A 13,945-nucleotide genomic window follows, 5' to 3' on the forward strand; every position below is an offset into this window, starting at 1 on the left:
GAGCCCCGCCGCCAGATGGCGAGGGGCTGGGGATGGGGTTGAGAGCGGCTACCGCGCCAGGCGGAAGCGAGCGGCGAGCGCCTCCATGCGCATCGCCTGACGGCCCCCAGTGGTCTCTCCCGGCTGGGTTGCGTCGGTGCCGCGAGTGGACTCACCCGGCTCGCGGCGGAAGTTCAGGAGTTCGGGCCGGTACTGGGCCCGGCGGTCGAACGCGGCGTCGTCGCCACGGGCGGCCAGCGCAACACCGACGGACCGGAGTCCGGCGTCGGTGTCCTCGTAGGCGGGGAACGTGACCGCGGAGACCTCGTACAGCTGCACTTCGCGGATGATGCGCAGCTCGGCCTCGGCCTTGTCGCCGCTGACCGTCTCGATCTCGACCGGCTCCCACTCGTCCTTGACGACGCGGAAGCCGAAGCTCATGCCGGTGATGTTCCGGTTCTCCAGGTTGACGATCAGGTCGGCGACGTAGGAGAGACGCTGGTCGAGGTCGGCGTCGACCGCGAGGCCGACGTCGTCCTGCGCCAGGCGCAGCGACTGCGCCGAGACGCGCGAGACGACCAGGCGGGTGTCATGGTCCACGAGGAACCGGGCATCTCCCTCAGCCAGGGTCTTGGTGAACGCGCCGTCGGCGATCTCCTCATAGAAACCCCAGGTCAGCGGGTTGCCGATCGCGGTCCGTGAGTTGAACACGGCAGCGTGCCCCTCGAACCCGGGCGGGCTGCCTTCCCCTGCCTCGCGAATCTGCAGCCCGGCCGAGGCCAGGGTGAGGTCGCGTCGCTCCTCAGTCCTCATCGTCCTCGCCTTCCGTGGTCGGGTGGTCGGGTGTCTCCAGCAGCCGGCGGGCCTCCGCGATGAGGGCGGCGGCGCGGGCGGCGTTGTCGCTCGCGGCCGCGGGTTCCTTCGGTGCCAGCGGGTCGGACCCCAGCGGAGCCATGTACGTCGGCTGCAGGAAGCCCTGCCCGTCGCCACCCGGGATGGGCGGCAGGTCTTCGAGTGCGCGGATGTCATCAGCGCAGTACGCGCCGATGTCGCGCATCGCGCGGTAGAAGGTGGCGCGGCTGGAGCTGTCGCCGCGGAGCAGGCCCTGCAGCGCGTACTTGGCGTACTCGTTGGGGGGCAGCAGCTCCTTGGTGATGCGCTGCTCGGCCGGCTGCAGCCACTGCGGACCCAGGTCGAACGTGACCCAGCCCTGCACCTGCTGCTCCAGCCCTGTGCCCCAACTGGTCGACTTCTCCGTGGACATCAGCAGGAACGGCGGCACGCCGAACATGCGGGCAATCTCCGTCACCTGGAATTGCCGGGACTCAAGGAACTGGGCGTCGCTGTTCGGCATCGTGACCGGCGTGAACGAGGCGTCCGAGTCCAGCACGGCGACGCGCTGGGCGTTCGAGACGCCGGACGCGCCAGCCTCCCAGCGGGCTTTCAGGCTCGCCGCCTGCCCGTCGTTCAGCTTGGACTTGGTGGTGATGAGGCCACCAAGCAGGTTGCCGCGGCCGAACAGCGCGCCAGCGGACCGCTCGGCCGCCTGCGCGAGGCTGATTCCCTCCGCAGCCAGACGCACCGGAGAGAGGCCCTGGATGCCGTCATAGCCCAGGCCGGGCATGTGCAGGATGTCGCGGGACGACAGGACGCGCTGGACGCCCCAGTCGTCGGTGACGTCGAACAGCTTGCCGCCCGGGATCTCCTCAGACGGGCGGACCCGGTACGGGCGGACCTTGCTCGGATGGACGGGCCACAACTGGACGATGTTGCCCGCCCGGTCGCGGACCTTCTGCAGGTAGCCGTCGCCCCACAGCACCCGAGCGGCGAACGCCAGCCGCCACACCTCCAGCGCTGTCAGCTCGGGGTGCGGGTCCTTCAACAGCTTGAGCTGGGTTCGGTCGCGGGTGCCGTCGACATAAGAGTGCAGCGGCAGCGCCGCGGACACGCCAGCGATCAGACCCACGCACCGCCACACCGCCGGCGTCTGCAGCGACGACGACTCCGAGACGGGCACCCCCGCGTCGGTCTTGGCGCCGCCGAACAGGTCCAGCAGAGAAGCACTGGTCAGAGGCACGGCCGGGTTCTCCAGGCTGTCCCGCTTCTCGAACATGCCGAACACGCTCACCGCCCCGCCCCCTTCCGTCGCTTGCGCTCCGCCTGGACCCGCTCAAGCGCGGCCACGCCCATCGCGCCGCCCAGGATCATCGCCGCCGGCGGCGACCACAGGGCCACGCCCGCGACGATCAGGGCGACAAACGCCAGCTCCACGGCCAGCAGGATTAGATCCACAGGTTCGGCGCCCCTTCCGGCTCCGCGTCCTTGCGCTCCGCGTAGCCCCACATGGCGAACGTGGCGCCCATCAGCGGGCTGATATCGACGCCCACGCCCCGGCGCTTCCACGCCCAGCCGTCACCGATGGGCCGCTTGTCCGCGCCCGCCAGCGCCGTGGACAGAGGCCCCGGCCCGAGGTGCGTGATGGTCTGCTCGACGGCGGCGTCGTAGAACTGGGCGCACGCTGCTGCGACCTGGCGGGCCTTCGGGTGGAGCAGCAGGTCGTCGATCTCCTGTTCGTCCATGCCCGCCTCTTCGAGGGCCTTGCGGACCGCGGGAATGAGGGAGCCGGCTGGGCTGCCCTCGTCGATGACGACGGCCACGGGCTGCCACTTCATGACCAGTTCGGCCAGCCGCTCCGGCGCCCAGCCCGTACCGGGCCGGTGGTCAATGACCTCGACCTGCGCGGCTTCCAGCTCGACGGCGTTCTCCGTGGCCCGGCCGGCGGCGCAGATGGCCGTGTGGGACCGCTCAGGCGTCGTGTCGAGGGCGAACGCCACCGGGTTGCCCATCTCTGCCCGGCCGTTCACCAGGGCCTGCCAGGCGTCCTCGCCGATGATGCGCCAGGTGTCGGCCGTGTCAGCGGGGTACGTGCCGACACCGAGCCGCTCACGGGCGAAGGACTCGGCCCCGACGGTGAGCCGTTCGTTGACCGTGTGCTCCAGCGTCAGCCGGTAGCCGATGGCCGGGTTGGCCTTGAGCAGGGAGGCAGGGTCGTCGACGTCGTCGTGCTCCTTGCATCCCGGCTGGCACTCGTCAGCGTGCGGGTTGATGGACCACTCGAAGTACGCGAGGGACGGGTCAGGGTCGCCCGACTCCAGCCCTTCCAGGGCCCGGCGCCGTAGTCGTCCCAGCTGCACGGACAGCGAGCCGATGCCGGACGATCCGAGGTACCAGATCTGCGGGTTCGGCACGGCCGCCATGGTGAACATCAGGGCCGCCATGGCGTCCTCACCGAGGATCATCGCCTCGTCCATGATGTTGCAGTCGCCCGTCATGCCACGGCCCGAGGCCTTCGAGCGGGCGATGAACCGCAGCCGGGCACCGGACTTGAGCTCGATGCACTCCTCGCCCGCCTTGCGGCGCACCCGCTCGACCTGCGGGCGCAGCTCGTCACTGCCCGCGATCAGCTCCTCGATGCGGCGCATGGCCTCCATCGCGGTCTTCAGCTCGTGCGCGCTGTGCAGGATCAGTTCCTCGTCGAGCAGGAACAGGCCGGCCAGCTGCCTCGCTTCGATGATCGCGCCCTTGCCGTTCTGCCTCGGCACGTTGACCGCGCACTCCCATGCGGCCCAGGTGCCGTCGTCCTTCTCCCGCAGGCCCTGGTCCAGGACGAACCGCTGCCACGGGTCGAGCTCCAGGCCGACCGACGCGGCCAGTTCAACGGCCTCCTGCCCGGCGCTGGAGAGCGCCCGAGCGGGCACCGTGAAGATGCGCGGCCGCTGGATCCCGCAAACCCGCAGGTCAGGGGGCTGCTCGCTTGGTTCGTTGGAGTCGCTCGGCTCGCTTGCGCTTGAGATCATCGACCGTCCCCCTGCCAGCAGTCGGGTTGGCGAGGGCGCGGAGCTTGACCATGACGGCCGACAGCTCCCGGGCGACGACCGCTTTCGATGTCGGCGCTTCGGTTGAGTCCATCGCGGCGGCAAGATCAAGGGCGACGGCGGTGAGTCCGGCGGACATGCCGCGCGTGCCGAGTTGATCAAGTTCGCGGGTGACCTCTTCGAGGACGGTCAAGATCACCACCCCGTCACTATCCGTAATGTGACTCAATGTGACATCTGGGTGATTACGGGGAGTTACGTCCCGATTTACATCCGATCTTGAATCTCTGTAAATGATCTTTCAGGATCCGGGGGGGACACGCGGGAGCCAAGAGCGTTTGGGTCGCCCGGTCAGGCTCTCGACTTCTGATCCACTCTCCCCCCATCGGAGGTCCGAGCAGGCTCGTCGAGCACCGTTGAGCCTTGATCGTCAGCGTTGCTTCGCTGTTCGATCACCAGTCGCGTGACGTCTGCCGCGTGATGGCCTGCGTTCCACCCTGCCGCTGCTCCCGATACCAGCGCGTGACGACCGCCTCCATGCCCGGCTGCCGCATGGCCCGCACCCGCTCCCGTACCGCCCGCTCGCCTGGGTCGACGACCACGATGCGCGCGTTGAGCCGCTTGTACTTGGCTCGCGCCTTGCCGGTCAGCATGGTGTGGATCAGGTAGACGTCGGTCGTATCGAGGTGCTGGAACGCCTCGTTCATGGCGGCGAAGCGAGCGCGGTGGACGACGCGGGTGAGGACGTCGCTGTGATCGTGGTGGTCTGCGCCGGGGCCGGCCATCGCGAGGGCCATGAGGTCCAGGTCGATGACGATGTCTGACGCCTTGGCGTGCGCCTTGATCCACGACGACTTGCCCGCGCCTGGCGGGCCGGTGACGACGTAGAGCACGGCGTCACAACCTGTGGCGGCGCATCAGCTCGTCGACCGTGCCTTGGCCCGCGAGGACTGCGGCGAGGATCGTCGCAAGGTCATCGACGTCGGCGGCCCAGACGTTGCCCTCTTGCGCTTCGTCAGGCGTGGCTCCCTGCCGTCGTCCCCAGATACGCCCTGTCGGGTGGCCCGGGGCCAGATAGCGCAGGGCGTCGGCGATGCGCTCGCGGTCGGTCGCAGCCATGGTCACCATCTCCGTGAGGTCGTGAGCTTGGCCGGCTGCATCCTGTTGCCGCGTGCGCTGTTGCAGCTGCGGTGTGCGCTGCGGGCGTTGGCGGGGTCGAGCAGGAGGTCCGGGCGCAGGGAGACGGGCTGAAGATGGTCGAGGGTGAACGCCCAGCGATGCCTGCTCGCCAGGCGTCCGGTGATGCTGTAGTCGATGGCGCGACCGCAGATCCAGCACGGCAGGCCGAGGGCTCGCTGCTCCTCGCACAGCCGGCGGTACGGGCGCCCGTTGCGGATGCCAGCCACGGGCGCCACCTCCCGGCTACTGGTCCTGCTGCTCGGCCTCTTCGATCTGCCGCTGCAGGTCTTGGCGCGCCAGCTTGTTCGCCTGCTGGATGCCGTCGTAGTAGGCGTCCAGGTACTCGTCAGTGCCCAGTCCCTTGCACTGCGCCGGCACTGGCTCTGACGGGATCTCGCCCTTGTCGTTCGGCTCCAGTAGCGCGACGGCGTCGGTGCACTGCTTGGCGATCTCGGCCTTGCTGAGGGCGGGCGACTTCGTGGCGGTGACGGTGACCGCGGGCTTGTCGGGCTCGTCTTCGCCGCTGCAGGCGGTGAGTGCGAGCAGGAGCGTGGCGGCGATGGCCGCGGCAGTACGGGTGCGCATGGTCCCCCCAGGACGTTGCGTGATGAGGGGGGTCATTATCGGCGCATGACTGCCTCCCTGACCCGGGAATGACGAAGGCCCGCGCGGTGGCGGGCCGTTCGGTTTTGGGCACAGCTGTACGGGGAGATCGTTACACCGCGCTGACCTGCGCGTCAAGCTGCGCTGCGTGTGCGGCGCTTGCTGTCAAGAGCCTGGACGTCCTTGAGTGCGTAGAGGGCTTGCCGGGGGCTGCCGCCGATGCGGGCGAGCTGGCGGCGGTGGACGAGCAGCCGGACGCCTCCGAGTGTGATGCCGAGCAGGGTGGCGACCTGGTGTGCGGTGAGGGTGCCGGGCGGCGAGTACAGGGGCTCCATGCCCCCATGATGCCCGGTTCTGGCGTGGGGGCGACGAAGGTCGAAACCTGAAATCACTGCAGGTGGGGGCGAAGATCGGCCGATATCAAGGTCGAAACCGGTTTCGAGGCGAGGTGAAACCGTAGCCTCGTCCCGAAACCGACTCAGAGGGCCTACTCGTCGTCCTCGACGACTGCGTCCTGAGGGTCAGGCAGGTCGGTGTAGCGGATGCCCTTGGCGCCTCCGCAGCAGTCGCGGATGGTGATCTGACGGGTGAGCACCTTGTGGGGCCGCAGGGCGGCGGCGAGGGTCGTCGAGGCTGCTGTGCGCGCCTCACGCGCCTCGTCGGGGCTCATCTGCCCCATGGGCTTGTCGGTGTCGAGCCACGGGCCGTACAGGTCCCGGCGGTACGCGGCGAGGGCCTCGACGAGCCGGTGCGAGTGCACGGCCTCGGATCCGACGGGCCACACGGTGTGCAGGTGGTCGACGATGGTGTCCTGGTCGACGGCCTCGACGGTCTCGCCTACGGCCTCGCCGGACAGGGTGCCGGCCGCCGTGCGCAGCGCCAGGGCCCGCTTGCCGATCTCTTCGGCCTCGGTCTGTTTGATGAACGCGGCCCGGACGGTGCCCCCTTCACGGCCGCGGGCGAGGATGCCGGTTCCCTGCTCGCTGACGCTGATCTCGGTGGCGCGCATGCCGCGCTCGTGAGCGCCGGTGCCGAGCACGTTGTTGTTGGCGCGCCAGTCCATGACGGCGAGGCACAGCCGCGTACCGACGCTGCTGGACACGGACGACGGCAGCGAGGGGGCGTCGGGGTTCTGGGTGAGCAGGATGAGGATGATCCCGTACGCCCGGCCCTTCTTGATCAGCTTGGTGCAGAGCTCGGCCGCCTCCTCCTTGTGGTCGGGGTGCGTGAACAGTTCCTGCGCCTCGTCGACCACGATGACGCGGGGGCCGAGGTTCTGCTCCGGGTAGCGTTCCTCCAGCTCACGGGTGACGCGGCGGCCTTCGGCGGTCTCGCTGGACGGCAGGGACTTGATGAACTTGGCCCGGCGGCGCTGCTCGACGATGCCGGCGCGCAGGCCCTCGATGGTGGCCTGGATGTCCTCATCGTCGTCGCCGGAGACGTACCGGTGGCAGACGGGCCGGATGGAGTCGAGGTCACCGGAGCCCTTGAGCTCGTAGACCCACAGGGCGGCGCTGGGGTCGAGGGCGACGCCCAGGACGATGGCGAGCGCGCAGGACGTCTTCCCAGAGCCGGGAATCCCTCCCACCAGCAGGTTCGAGTACATGAGGGTGATCTCGACGAGGTTGCCGCGCGGGTCGAACCCGAAGGGCAGGGGCGCGAACACGTCGGCCTGGCCCTTCTTCATGAGCGGCCACAGCTTCCGCGGCGCCTTCGCCGGGTCGCGCTGGGCGACCCAGAGCACGAGCCGGCCGGGGTGGGCGTCCCTGTCGACCTCGGGCCACACGGTGGACACGGGGCGGCGCATGGCCGCGGCGAGCGCTGAGCGCTGCTCCAGCACCTTGGTTGCCTCGACACCCTTGGGCAGGTCGACCTCGGCACGCCAGCCGGGCCCGTCGCGCTGCACTTCGGCGGCGAACTCGGCCCCGCCGCGGCCCTTCTTGCCGCTGATGCCGATGGCCTCCAGCGCTTCGAGCACCTCGGTGGAGTCGAGGGGGCGCAGCGTGCGGGTGGTGACGTACCGAGTGATGAGCGGCCTGTCGGCCTTCTTGCCGGCGAGGCCGAGCAGGACGGCGCCGGCGGTGGCCGCGGTGAGCGTCCAGCCGGGCACGAGGAACCAGGACACTGCGGCGGTGATCGAGGTGACGGAGGCGACGGCGATGGACGCGATACGGCGGGGCCGGACGCGCCGGGTGTGCTCGCGGGACAGGGTGAGCCACGCGACGACGTCAGCGTCCGCGGCGGCCTTCGCCTCGACGGGCCGGGCCTCGGTGTCGGCGACCCAGCGGACCCAGCGGACGAGCAGGCGTCCCGCACCGCGCGGGGCGCGTCCCAGGAGCCGGAGGGCGTAGACGGGGCCGCGGACGCCGTGGAACGCGGTGACGTGCGCGTAGTACGAGAGCGTCCAGCGTGTGGCGGTGGCGAACTCGCTGGTCTTGCGGAGCCAGGACGGCAGGACGGGGGGCGCTTCGGCGAGGTAGGCGCGCCGTTCGTCGATCCAGGCGCCGGCGGGCGCGAGGGTCTCGGGGAGGTCGACGGGACGCAGCGCGTCGGGGGCGTCCCGAATCATGTCGATGACGTCCTGGGTCACGTCCCGGGGGTCGGGGTCGGCGTCCTTGGCGAGGGTGACGGCGTCGAGCGGAGGGGTGACGATGTCGGTCATGATGGGGCTTCCTGTCCTGTGGGATGGGGCCCGGGACGGCCGGTCGCCTGGCAGTGAGTCGGCCGTCCCGGGGCGGGGCTACTGGTAGCGGCGCGCGGCGCGTTCGGCGCGGCGCAGGGCGTCCTGTGCCTGGCGGGTGGCCTGCCTGGCGGCCTGCCGGTCCTCGCGCTTCGCGGCCCGTTCGGCGACCTTGGCGCGGGCGACGTCCTGCTTGGCCGTGTCCAGCTGCTGGCGGGCGAAGACGGCCTCTCGGCCGAAGCGCTCGGACGCGGCGGCGTCGAGGCGCTCGATCTGCCCTTCGATACGGGCGTCCTCGATGCCGGCGAGGGCCTTCTTCGACCCGCGGAGGATCAGGCCGGCGCGCTTGCGGCGTTCGGCCGGGGTGTAGATGCGGTGCTCAGCCATGGTCAGCGGCCCTTCTTCATGTCGGTCCACATGGAGCGGAGTACGAGCAGGCAGACGGTCAGTGCGACGGCACTGATGGCAACGGCAATGGCGGACAGGGCGACGGTGAGCAGGAAGACGCTGCCGCCGACTCCGATGCCGATCCACTTGGCGGCGCCGCCGGACTGCCGCGGTGCGGGCGGGGGCGGGGGCGTCTGCTGCTGGGTGAGCTGCTGTGCTTGCAGCGCGGCCATGATGAGCGCCAGTTGTTGGGAGTTATCTGCGGCGTCGACAGCCTCGCGGGCCGCCTTCTCCAGGTCGCTCATGACTTCGCCGCCGGCACCCATGAGACGAGTCCGGCGGGACGCTCGTTGGCGAGCATCTTGTCGAGGGCCGCCTCGCTCTCCTCAGCGAGCGCGTCCGGGTGGAACAGGTTGCGTCCTCGGTCGTCCTTGCTGTGGACCGCAAGGCGTCCGTTGGCGACCCAGCTTCGGACGGTGGAGGGGTCGACGCCGCAGCGGTCGGCCACGTCCCGGGACGTGAGCAGATTCACGTGCCGCGGCGACGCGTCCTCGGCGTCCTGCGACGGGACGGGCGGCAGAGCGGGCGTCTCGAAGGCGTCCGGCTGGTCGTCGCGCTCGATGACGAATGGCTCGGCTGCCGGGGCGGGATGGACGGGCTCGGCCTCGGGTGCGTCCCGCAGCACTGGCGGCGTCGCGGCCAGGTGGAGCAGGTGCCCGACAACAGCTGGCGGCACCAGCGACGTGACAGCGATCAGCAGCGGCTGGTTCGCCTCCAGGTGCTGGGTGCTGATCAGGTGCGAGACGACCTGTGCGGCCATGGCGAGGCCGAGGGCAAGGCAGGCCCCGATGATGGCGGACCAGCGTCCGCGGTCGCCGCGCTGCCGGGTGGAGGCAACGGCGGCGGCGATGCCCGCGTAGGCGGACAGGACGACCGGCATGCCGTAGGTGAACGGGTCTTCCCACCCTGCGGCTTCGGCGAGGTGGTACTCGCCGGGGGCGCACATGAGGAGGGCGACGCTGAGGACGACGGGTCGGCCGCCTGCGGTGAGGCCGCGGACCCAGAGGGGTGCGGCGGGCCGCTGGGCCCGGGTCGGCGGCGTCTTGAACGGTCGGGTGACCGACGACGCGGCGCGACGGATACGATCGCGGATAGCCACTGCGAGATCTCCAGGTCTCTCGGTGGTCAGGCCCTCGTTCGGTGTTGACGCACCGACGGGGGCCGTTCTGTTTTCGGTTGTAGCTCCCACCCTGACACAAGATCAGACGGTTGGCTACTGTTTGTTACGGAATCAGCGGGTACAACGTGGCCCCGTCCGGGGCGCGTTGAGGTCAGGACGCCTGCGCCTGCTCGCCGTCCTCGTCTGCCCAGTCGTCGTCGGCGAGGGCGAGCCACGAGGTGGGCGGGTAGACGGTGCCGCACCACCGGCAGGTGACGCTCGCCTCGTGGCCGTAGTGCCGCAGGACGGCGCCGCAGATGACGCCGTCCTCGAAGACGGCCGGGCAGTGACCGACGCGAGTACCGCGGTCGCGCGGGTCCTCGGGGTCGACGATCGATGCGACGTCGCGCTCAAGGTCGCGGACCTCGGTGGCCATGGCACCGACGGGCGACCAGTGGTCGACCATCCAGCCGAGACTGTTGGCGAGGGAGCGGGACGCGTCGAGGACGCGGCGCCCGAGGTTGCCAGCGAGGACTGGTTCGCGCATGCCGCGGTCGGCGTGCATGAACGCGCGCCAGTCTTCGAGGGTCTTGACGAGGACGACGACCTGCAGATCGAGGACGCGCTCGTCGAGGGGCAGGGCGGGGGCGGCGTGGGAGCGGGTGACGTATTCGGCGCTGCCGCTGCTGCCGCGGACGACGAACGGGGCGAGCGCTTCCCAGAGTCGGGGCATGCGGTCGAGCCGTTCGGCGGTCGCGCGGGTGCAGCCGGGGCAGAGGTACCCGTCGGCGATCGGGTTCTCGCACAGGCCGCAGGCGCGGACGACGGTCAGGCGGGTCTCGGTCACAGGTAGCTCCCGGTGGGTACGTCTTCGATCTGGCGTGCGGGTGGGTCGGGTTCTGCGGGTGGTTCTTGGCAGGGGCAGGCGCCTGCCTCGTCGTCCCAGAGGCAGCGGGCGTCGGGGTCGTCGAGGCAGGCGGGTCTCATCGGTGGGCCAGCCCGGAGCAGAGGGCGAGCAGGATCACGTAGGCGGCAAGCCAGATCACGTGGCGCTCCCCGCGGGCCGGCTGTCGATGTCGGCGATCCACGCGGCGCAGACGGCGGCGACCTGCACCAGCTCGGTGCGCAGCTTCACCGGGTCGGTCTCGGCCAGGGCCTCGGTGAACTCCTCGTAGAGGATCGCTGCCCACGACAGGGCGTCCTCGTCTGCGGCGTGCTGGCAGGCGGCACGGGCGTGGTCGGCCCAATCGCGGTTGGCAAGGTTGGTGCCGTCTCGGTGGTGCTGCTCGCCCCACTTGGCGAGCTGTGCCTGGCGCTCGGTGTCGACGTCCTCGGCGAAGCGCTTGACGCCGGGGGTGGTGAACAGGGTCGGGTACATCGGGTGCTCCTTGGGTCGTAGGGTCTGGATGCGGCCCGCCCGGATACGCCCCGGGCGGGCCGACTCGCGTTACGGGGCGGTCAGGTGAAGCAGTAGCCGGAGTCGCAGGCGCCGTCGGCCTGGTCGGCCTCGTCGAACATGGGCAGCAGGTCGACCCCGTCCGGGATGGCTTCGCGCAGCGGCTTGCCGAAGCGGGTCAGGAAGACGTGGTCCTTGCCGAGCTCGTCGCGGCGCCGGTTGAGCAGCTCTTCGAGCTGGCACGACTTCTCGAAGTGGACGGGGTCGGTGCGGCGCATGTCGTGCCAGGTCTCGGGCCGGTGGAAGGGGCAGAACCAGCACGACGACTTGGGCGGTACGGGCAGGCCCGCATCGCGGATGATGCGGGCGCAGTCGGACCGGCGCAGGCCGAGGTCGAGCAGCGGATAGACGATGTCCTCGTGGCGCTCTGACCGCCGACTGTTGGCGCGGTGGATCTCGTCGAGGCTGATGCCGATGCCGATGGTCGCCGGATTCTCGGGCGTCGCGCCACGGCGCTTGAGCTCCCGCCCGATGACGATGATTTTGTAGTCGGCGGTGCACGACCGGGTGCCGGGCGCCCCATTGGACATGCGGACGGGAATCTTGAGGGACTTGGAGCCCTCTCGGGTGATCTCGCCGTACAGGGTGCGCGTCTCTCCGGACCGGACCATGACGCGGTCGAGGATGGTGAGTTCGACGCCGTGCTCGGCTGCGTACGGACGGGCGTACTCGTCGAGGTACGTGAGGGTGTCAGGGTTCTCGGAGTCGTCGCCAACGTTGGCCATGAGGAAGGTGCGGAAGTCGATCCGCCCCTGCGCGGCGAGGACCAGGAGCGCGGTGGACTGGACACCGCCGCCGTAACTGATGGATCGGAGCCGGGAGGGCTCGGGCATGAGGTGCTCCTTCGGATGTGCGCGAGTCGGGCGGTCAGGCGCCGGGGGTGCGGCGGGCGGCGGCGCGGCGTCGGGCGTCGGCTCGTTTCGCGGGCCGGCAGGCTGCGTTGTACGCGTCGCGGCAGGCGTCGCACGGCGGCTCGTTGCGGTACCAGTGCTGGCGGGCGCCGCCGCGTGTGCCGTGGTTGATGGGCGGCAGCCGGCTGGGGTCCTTCGGGGCGGCGCGGCGTTCCCGTAGGTAGGCGGCCCTGGCGGCAGCGCAGTCCTGGCAGGGCTTTTCGCCGCCGCGCCGGTGCCGGTTGTGGCCGGACGGTGTGCCGCATCTGGCTTGCTTGCTCGTCGACGGTTCGAGACCGAGGGACATCATCACCTCGTCGTAGCTGGCGGTCGTCACGTGGCTTCTCCTTCATGCGGCATCGGGAATGGGGTGGAGGTGGCGCGTGGTCTGGGCGGGGCGGGTCTCCCTGCGGTACTCCCAGCCGTCGAGGGCGGACTCAAGGTCCCGGCGGTGCTGGGCCTGCAGCGCGGGAGGCGTGCTCACACCGGTGGGCCGGGCGCCACCGAAGGTGCCGTCGGGGATGGCCTCTGCGAGCAGGCGCTCAAGCGGGCTCATACGACCGCCCTCGCTGCCTGCTCTGCGGCTTCGGTGCGGGAGGGGTGCGAGCCCGAGGTGAGGGCGTGACGGGCGCCGCCACGGCCCGGCCGGGTGCACGGCCGGCCGACGTAGGCGCGGCACGACTCGACCGGGCAGGCCACGTCGAGCGGGTCGGTGAGTCCCTCGGTGGCGAGGCGCTCGCGCTCGGCCCGGCCCGGGCGGTGCGCGGCCAGTCCCTCGCGCAGGTGCGGCGGCAGGTAGGTGCCGAGCCGTTCAAGGCGGGCCTTCGCTTCGGCGGCCGCGGGGCTGGCCGTCAGCTGCGGCGCCTCGACGGGCGCGGTCTGCCCGGCGACGACGGCCCGCCGGTGGGCGACGACCGCGGCCCGGTAGGCGGCGCCGTTGTCGGGGTCGACGGCGGGCAGGGGGTCGACATCGCGGGCCATGCGGTCGCGGACGACGGACTGCCAGCGGCTGGCGATGTCGGCGGGCAGGATCGGGAACTGGCTGCGGGCGTAGTGCTGCTGCGCAGCGTGGACGGCGTACGGGTACGGGACTTCGGCGAGGATGCCGGCCCACATCTTGGCCTGGGCGCGGCGCTCGATCTTGTCGTCGCGACGGACGCGCGGGTCGGCGAGGGCAATCTCAGCGATCAGCTGGGGAATCAGCTCGGGCTCCATCAGGCGCCTCCTGCGCTCTGCTGCCGCATCTCATCTGCGATGTCGGCCATGTCTTCGAGGTATGCGGTGGTCTTGCTGGGGGCGGCGACGGCGCGGGGGCCCGTGTAGGCGGGCGCGCTCTGCAGTCCGGACCAGCCGGCGAGGAAGTACCGGGCGCTGTACGGGGTCTGCTTGGCGGCCTGCCAGGCGCGGGCGGCGTGCTCGGTGAGGGCCGGTACGCCGACGCGTCGGACGGCGTCGCGCAGGTCGTCCCACTCGCGGGGGTTCAGCGGCCACGAGACGTCCATGCCGCGGGCGTGCATGGCCTCGACGAGGGGCTGGATCTCTCCTCTCCCCTGCTGCCTGGCCACGTCGGTGCCGGGCCGGTCATCGGCGGCGGGGGTAGGGGGTTGAGGTTCTTCCGAAGGAAGAACCTGGGACGGGACGGGACGGGTGGGGACGGGGGCAGCGTCTCCGTGACGGCGTGTAGACGCGTCTACAGAGGCATCTACATCCGGGCCCTCATCCCCCTCGACCTGCCCC

The 13,945-nt window shown here is 70.8% G+C and carries 21 protein-coding genes; all 21 read right to left on the minus strand.

Features of this window, described 5'->3' with window-relative positions; genetic code table 11:
- Window positions 1-48 precede the first annotated feature (48 nt).
- Window positions 49-792, minus strand: a complete 744-nt coding sequence (locus tag OHA05_RS15325) for an HK97 family phage prohead protease (RefSeq protein WP_328860893.1) — start codon at window positions 790-792, stop codon at window positions 49-51.
- Window positions 782-2,107 (minus strand): phage portal protein, encoded by a 1,326-nt coding sequence (locus OHA05_RS15330; protein ID WP_328860894.1) that lies wholly within the window; start codon window positions 2,105-2,107, stop codon window positions 782-784. Before OHA05_RS15330 ends, OHA05_RS15325 begins: the two co-directional genes overlap by 11 nt.
- Window positions 2,104-2,271: a hypothetical protein gene (locus OHA05_RS15335; protein ID WP_328860895.1), complete on the minus strand. Its 168-nt coding sequence runs from the start codon at window positions 2,269-2,271 to the stop codon at window positions 2,104-2,106. The genes OHA05_RS15330 and OHA05_RS15335 overlap by 4 nt, the downstream gene beginning before the upstream one ends.
- Window positions 2,262-3,836 carry a terminase gene (locus OHA05_RS15340; protein ID WP_328860896.1) on the minus strand — a complete coding sequence of 525 codons (1,575 nt, stop codon included), beginning with the start codon at window positions 3,834-3,836 and terminating at the stop codon, window positions 2,262-2,264. The genes OHA05_RS15335 and OHA05_RS15340 overlap by 10 nt, the downstream gene beginning before the upstream one ends.
- Window positions 3,778-4,056, minus strand: coding sequence for a hypothetical protein (locus OHA05_RS15345; RefSeq protein ID WP_328860897.1), 279 nt, complete (start codon window positions 4,054-4,056; stop codon window positions 3,778-3,780). The genes OHA05_RS15340 and OHA05_RS15345 overlap by 59 nt, the downstream gene beginning before the upstream one ends.
- A gap of 250 nt (window positions 4,057-4,306) precedes the next feature.
- On the minus strand, window positions 4,307-4,747 hold the full coding sequence (locus OHA05_RS15350) for an AAA family ATPase (RefSeq protein ID WP_328860898.1): 441 nt from the start codon (window positions 4,745-4,747) through the stop codon (window positions 4,307-4,309).
- Window positions 4,748-4,751: 4 nt separating this feature from the next.
- Window positions 4,752-4,973: a hypothetical protein gene (locus OHA05_RS15355; protein ID WP_328860899.1), complete on the minus strand. Its 222-nt coding sequence runs from the start codon at window positions 4,971-4,973 to the stop codon at window positions 4,752-4,754.
- Between the two features lie 2 nt (window positions 4,974-4,975).
- Window positions 4,976-5,260 carry an HNH endonuclease gene (locus OHA05_RS15360; RefSeq protein ID WP_328860900.1) on the minus strand — a complete coding sequence of 95 codons (285 nt, stop codon included), beginning with the start codon at window positions 5,258-5,260 and terminating at the stop codon, window positions 4,976-4,978.
- A gap of 16 nt (window positions 5,261-5,276) precedes the next feature.
- Window positions 5,277-5,618, minus strand: a complete 342-nt coding sequence (locus tag OHA05_RS15365) for a hypothetical protein (RefSeq protein ID WP_328860901.1) — start codon at window positions 5,616-5,618, stop codon at window positions 5,277-5,279.
- 152 nt (window positions 5,619-5,770) lie between these two features.
- Entirely contained in the window at window positions 5,771-5,971 is a 201-nt protein-coding gene (locus OHA05_RS15370; RefSeq protein WP_328860902.1) for a hypothetical protein, read from the minus strand.
- Between the two features lie 152 nt (window positions 5,972-6,123).
- Complete coding sequence (locus OHA05_RS15375; RefSeq protein ID WP_328860903.1) at window positions 6,124-8,298, minus strand: zonular occludens toxin domain-containing protein; 2,175 nt, start codon at window positions 8,296-8,298, stop codon at window positions 6,124-6,126.
- Window positions 8,299-8,376: 78 nt separating this feature from the next.
- Complete coding sequence (locus OHA05_RS15380; RefSeq protein WP_328860904.1) at window positions 8,377-8,703, minus strand: hypothetical protein; 327 nt, start codon at window positions 8,701-8,703, stop codon at window positions 8,377-8,379.
- 2 nt (window positions 8,704-8,705) lie between these two features.
- Complete coding sequence (locus OHA05_RS15385) at window positions 8,706-9,008, minus strand: hypothetical protein (protein WP_328860905.1); 303 nt, start codon at window positions 9,006-9,008, stop codon at window positions 8,706-8,708.
- Window positions 9,005-9,862 carry a helix-turn-helix domain-containing protein gene (locus OHA05_RS15390; RefSeq protein ID WP_328860906.1) on the minus strand — a complete coding sequence of 286 codons (858 nt, stop codon included), beginning with the start codon at window positions 9,860-9,862 and terminating at the stop codon, window positions 9,005-9,007. The genes OHA05_RS15385 and OHA05_RS15390 overlap by 4 nt, the downstream gene beginning before the upstream one ends.
- 172 nt (window positions 9,863-10,034) lie before the next feature.
- Window positions 10,035-10,709 carry a hypothetical protein gene (locus tag OHA05_RS15395; protein ID WP_328860907.1) on the minus strand — a complete coding sequence of 225 codons (675 nt, stop codon included), beginning with the start codon at window positions 10,707-10,709 and terminating at the stop codon, window positions 10,035-10,037.
- Window positions 10,710-10,904: 195 nt separating this feature from the next.
- Window positions 10,905-11,240: a hypothetical protein gene (locus OHA05_RS15400; RefSeq protein ID WP_328860908.1), complete on the minus strand. Its 336-nt coding sequence runs from the start codon at window positions 11,238-11,240 to the stop codon at window positions 10,905-10,907.
- Window positions 11,241-11,320: 80 nt separating this feature from the next.
- Window positions 11,321-12,151 carry a phosphoadenosine phosphosulfate reductase gene (locus OHA05_RS15405; protein ID WP_328860909.1) on the minus strand — a complete coding sequence of 277 codons (831 nt, stop codon included), beginning with the start codon at window positions 12,149-12,151 and terminating at the stop codon, window positions 11,321-11,323.
- Window positions 12,152-12,185: 34 nt separating this feature from the next.
- A complete protein-coding gene (locus tag OHA05_RS15410; RefSeq protein WP_328860910.1) occupies window positions 12,186-12,545 on the minus strand; it encodes a hypothetical protein in 360 nt (119 codons plus the stop codon).
- Between the two features lie 12 nt (window positions 12,546-12,557).
- A complete protein-coding gene (locus tag OHA05_RS15415) occupies window positions 12,558-12,764 on the minus strand; it encodes a hypothetical protein (RefSeq protein ID WP_328860911.1) in 207 nt (68 codons plus the stop codon).
- Complete coding sequence (locus OHA05_RS15420; RefSeq protein ID WP_328860912.1) at window positions 12,761-13,423, minus strand: zinc finger domain-containing protein; 663 nt, start codon at window positions 13,421-13,423, stop codon at window positions 12,761-12,763. Before OHA05_RS15420 ends, OHA05_RS15415 begins: the two co-directional genes overlap by 4 nt.
- Window positions 13,423-13,773: a hypothetical protein gene (locus OHA05_RS15425; protein ID WP_328860913.1), complete on the minus strand. Its 351-nt coding sequence runs from the start codon at window positions 13,771-13,773 to the stop codon at window positions 13,423-13,425. Before OHA05_RS15425 ends, OHA05_RS15420 begins: the two co-directional genes overlap by 1 nt.
- Between the last annotated feature and the right edge of the window lie 172 nt (window positions 13,774-13,945).

Source organism: Streptomyces sp. NBC_00306 (assembly GCF_036169555.1).
Classification (GTDB): Bacteria; Actinomycetota; Actinomycetes; order Streptomycetales; family Streptomycetaceae; genus Streptomyces; species Streptomyces achmelvichensis.

Coding starts and splice junctions, on each gene's coding strand:
- OHA05_RS15325 (WP_328860893.1), bottom strand. CDS start 792: ATGAGGACTGAGGAGCGACGCGACCTCACCCTGGCCTCGGCCGGGCTG.
- OHA05_RS15340 (WP_328860896.1), bottom strand. CDS start 3,836: ATGATCTCAAGCGCAAGCGAGCCGAGCGACTCCAACGAACCAAGCGAG.
- OHA05_RS15355 (WP_328860899.1), bottom strand. CDS start 4,973: ATGGCTGCGACCGACCGCGAGCGCATCGCCGACGCCCTGCGCTATCTG.
- OHA05_RS15365 (WP_328860901.1), bottom strand. CDS start 5,618: ATGCGCACCCGTACTGCCGCGGCCATCGCCGCCACGCTCCTGCTCGCA.
- OHA05_RS15370 (WP_328860902.1), bottom strand. CDS start 5,971: ATGGAGCCCCTGTACTCGCCGCCCGGCACCCTCACCGCACACCAGGTC.
- OHA05_RS15375 (WP_328860903.1), bottom strand. CDS start 8,298: ATGACCGACATCGTCACCCCTCCGCTCGACGCCGTCACCCTCGCCAAG.
- OHA05_RS15380 (WP_328860904.1), bottom strand. CDS start 8,703: ATGGCTGAGCACCGCATCTACACCCCGGCCGAACGCCGCAAGCGCGCC.
- OHA05_RS15385 (WP_328860905.1), bottom strand. CDS start 9,008: ATGAGCGACCTGGAGAAGGCGGCCCGCGAGGCTGTCGACGCCGCAGAT.
- OHA05_RS15400 (WP_328860908.1), bottom strand. CDS start 11,240: ATGTACCCGACCCTGTTCACCACCCCCGGCGTCAAGCGCTTCGCCGAG.
- OHA05_RS15405 (WP_328860909.1), bottom strand. CDS start 12,151: ATGCCCGAGCCCTCCCGGCTCCGATCCATCAGTTACGGCGGCGGTGTC.
- OHA05_RS15415 (WP_328860911.1), bottom strand. CDS start 12,764: ATGAGCCCGCTTGAGCGCCTGCTCGCAGAGGCCATCCCCGACGGCACC.
- OHA05_RS15420 (WP_328860912.1), bottom strand. CDS start 13,423: ATGGAGCCCGAGCTGATTCCCCAGCTGATCGCTGAGATTGCCCTCGCC.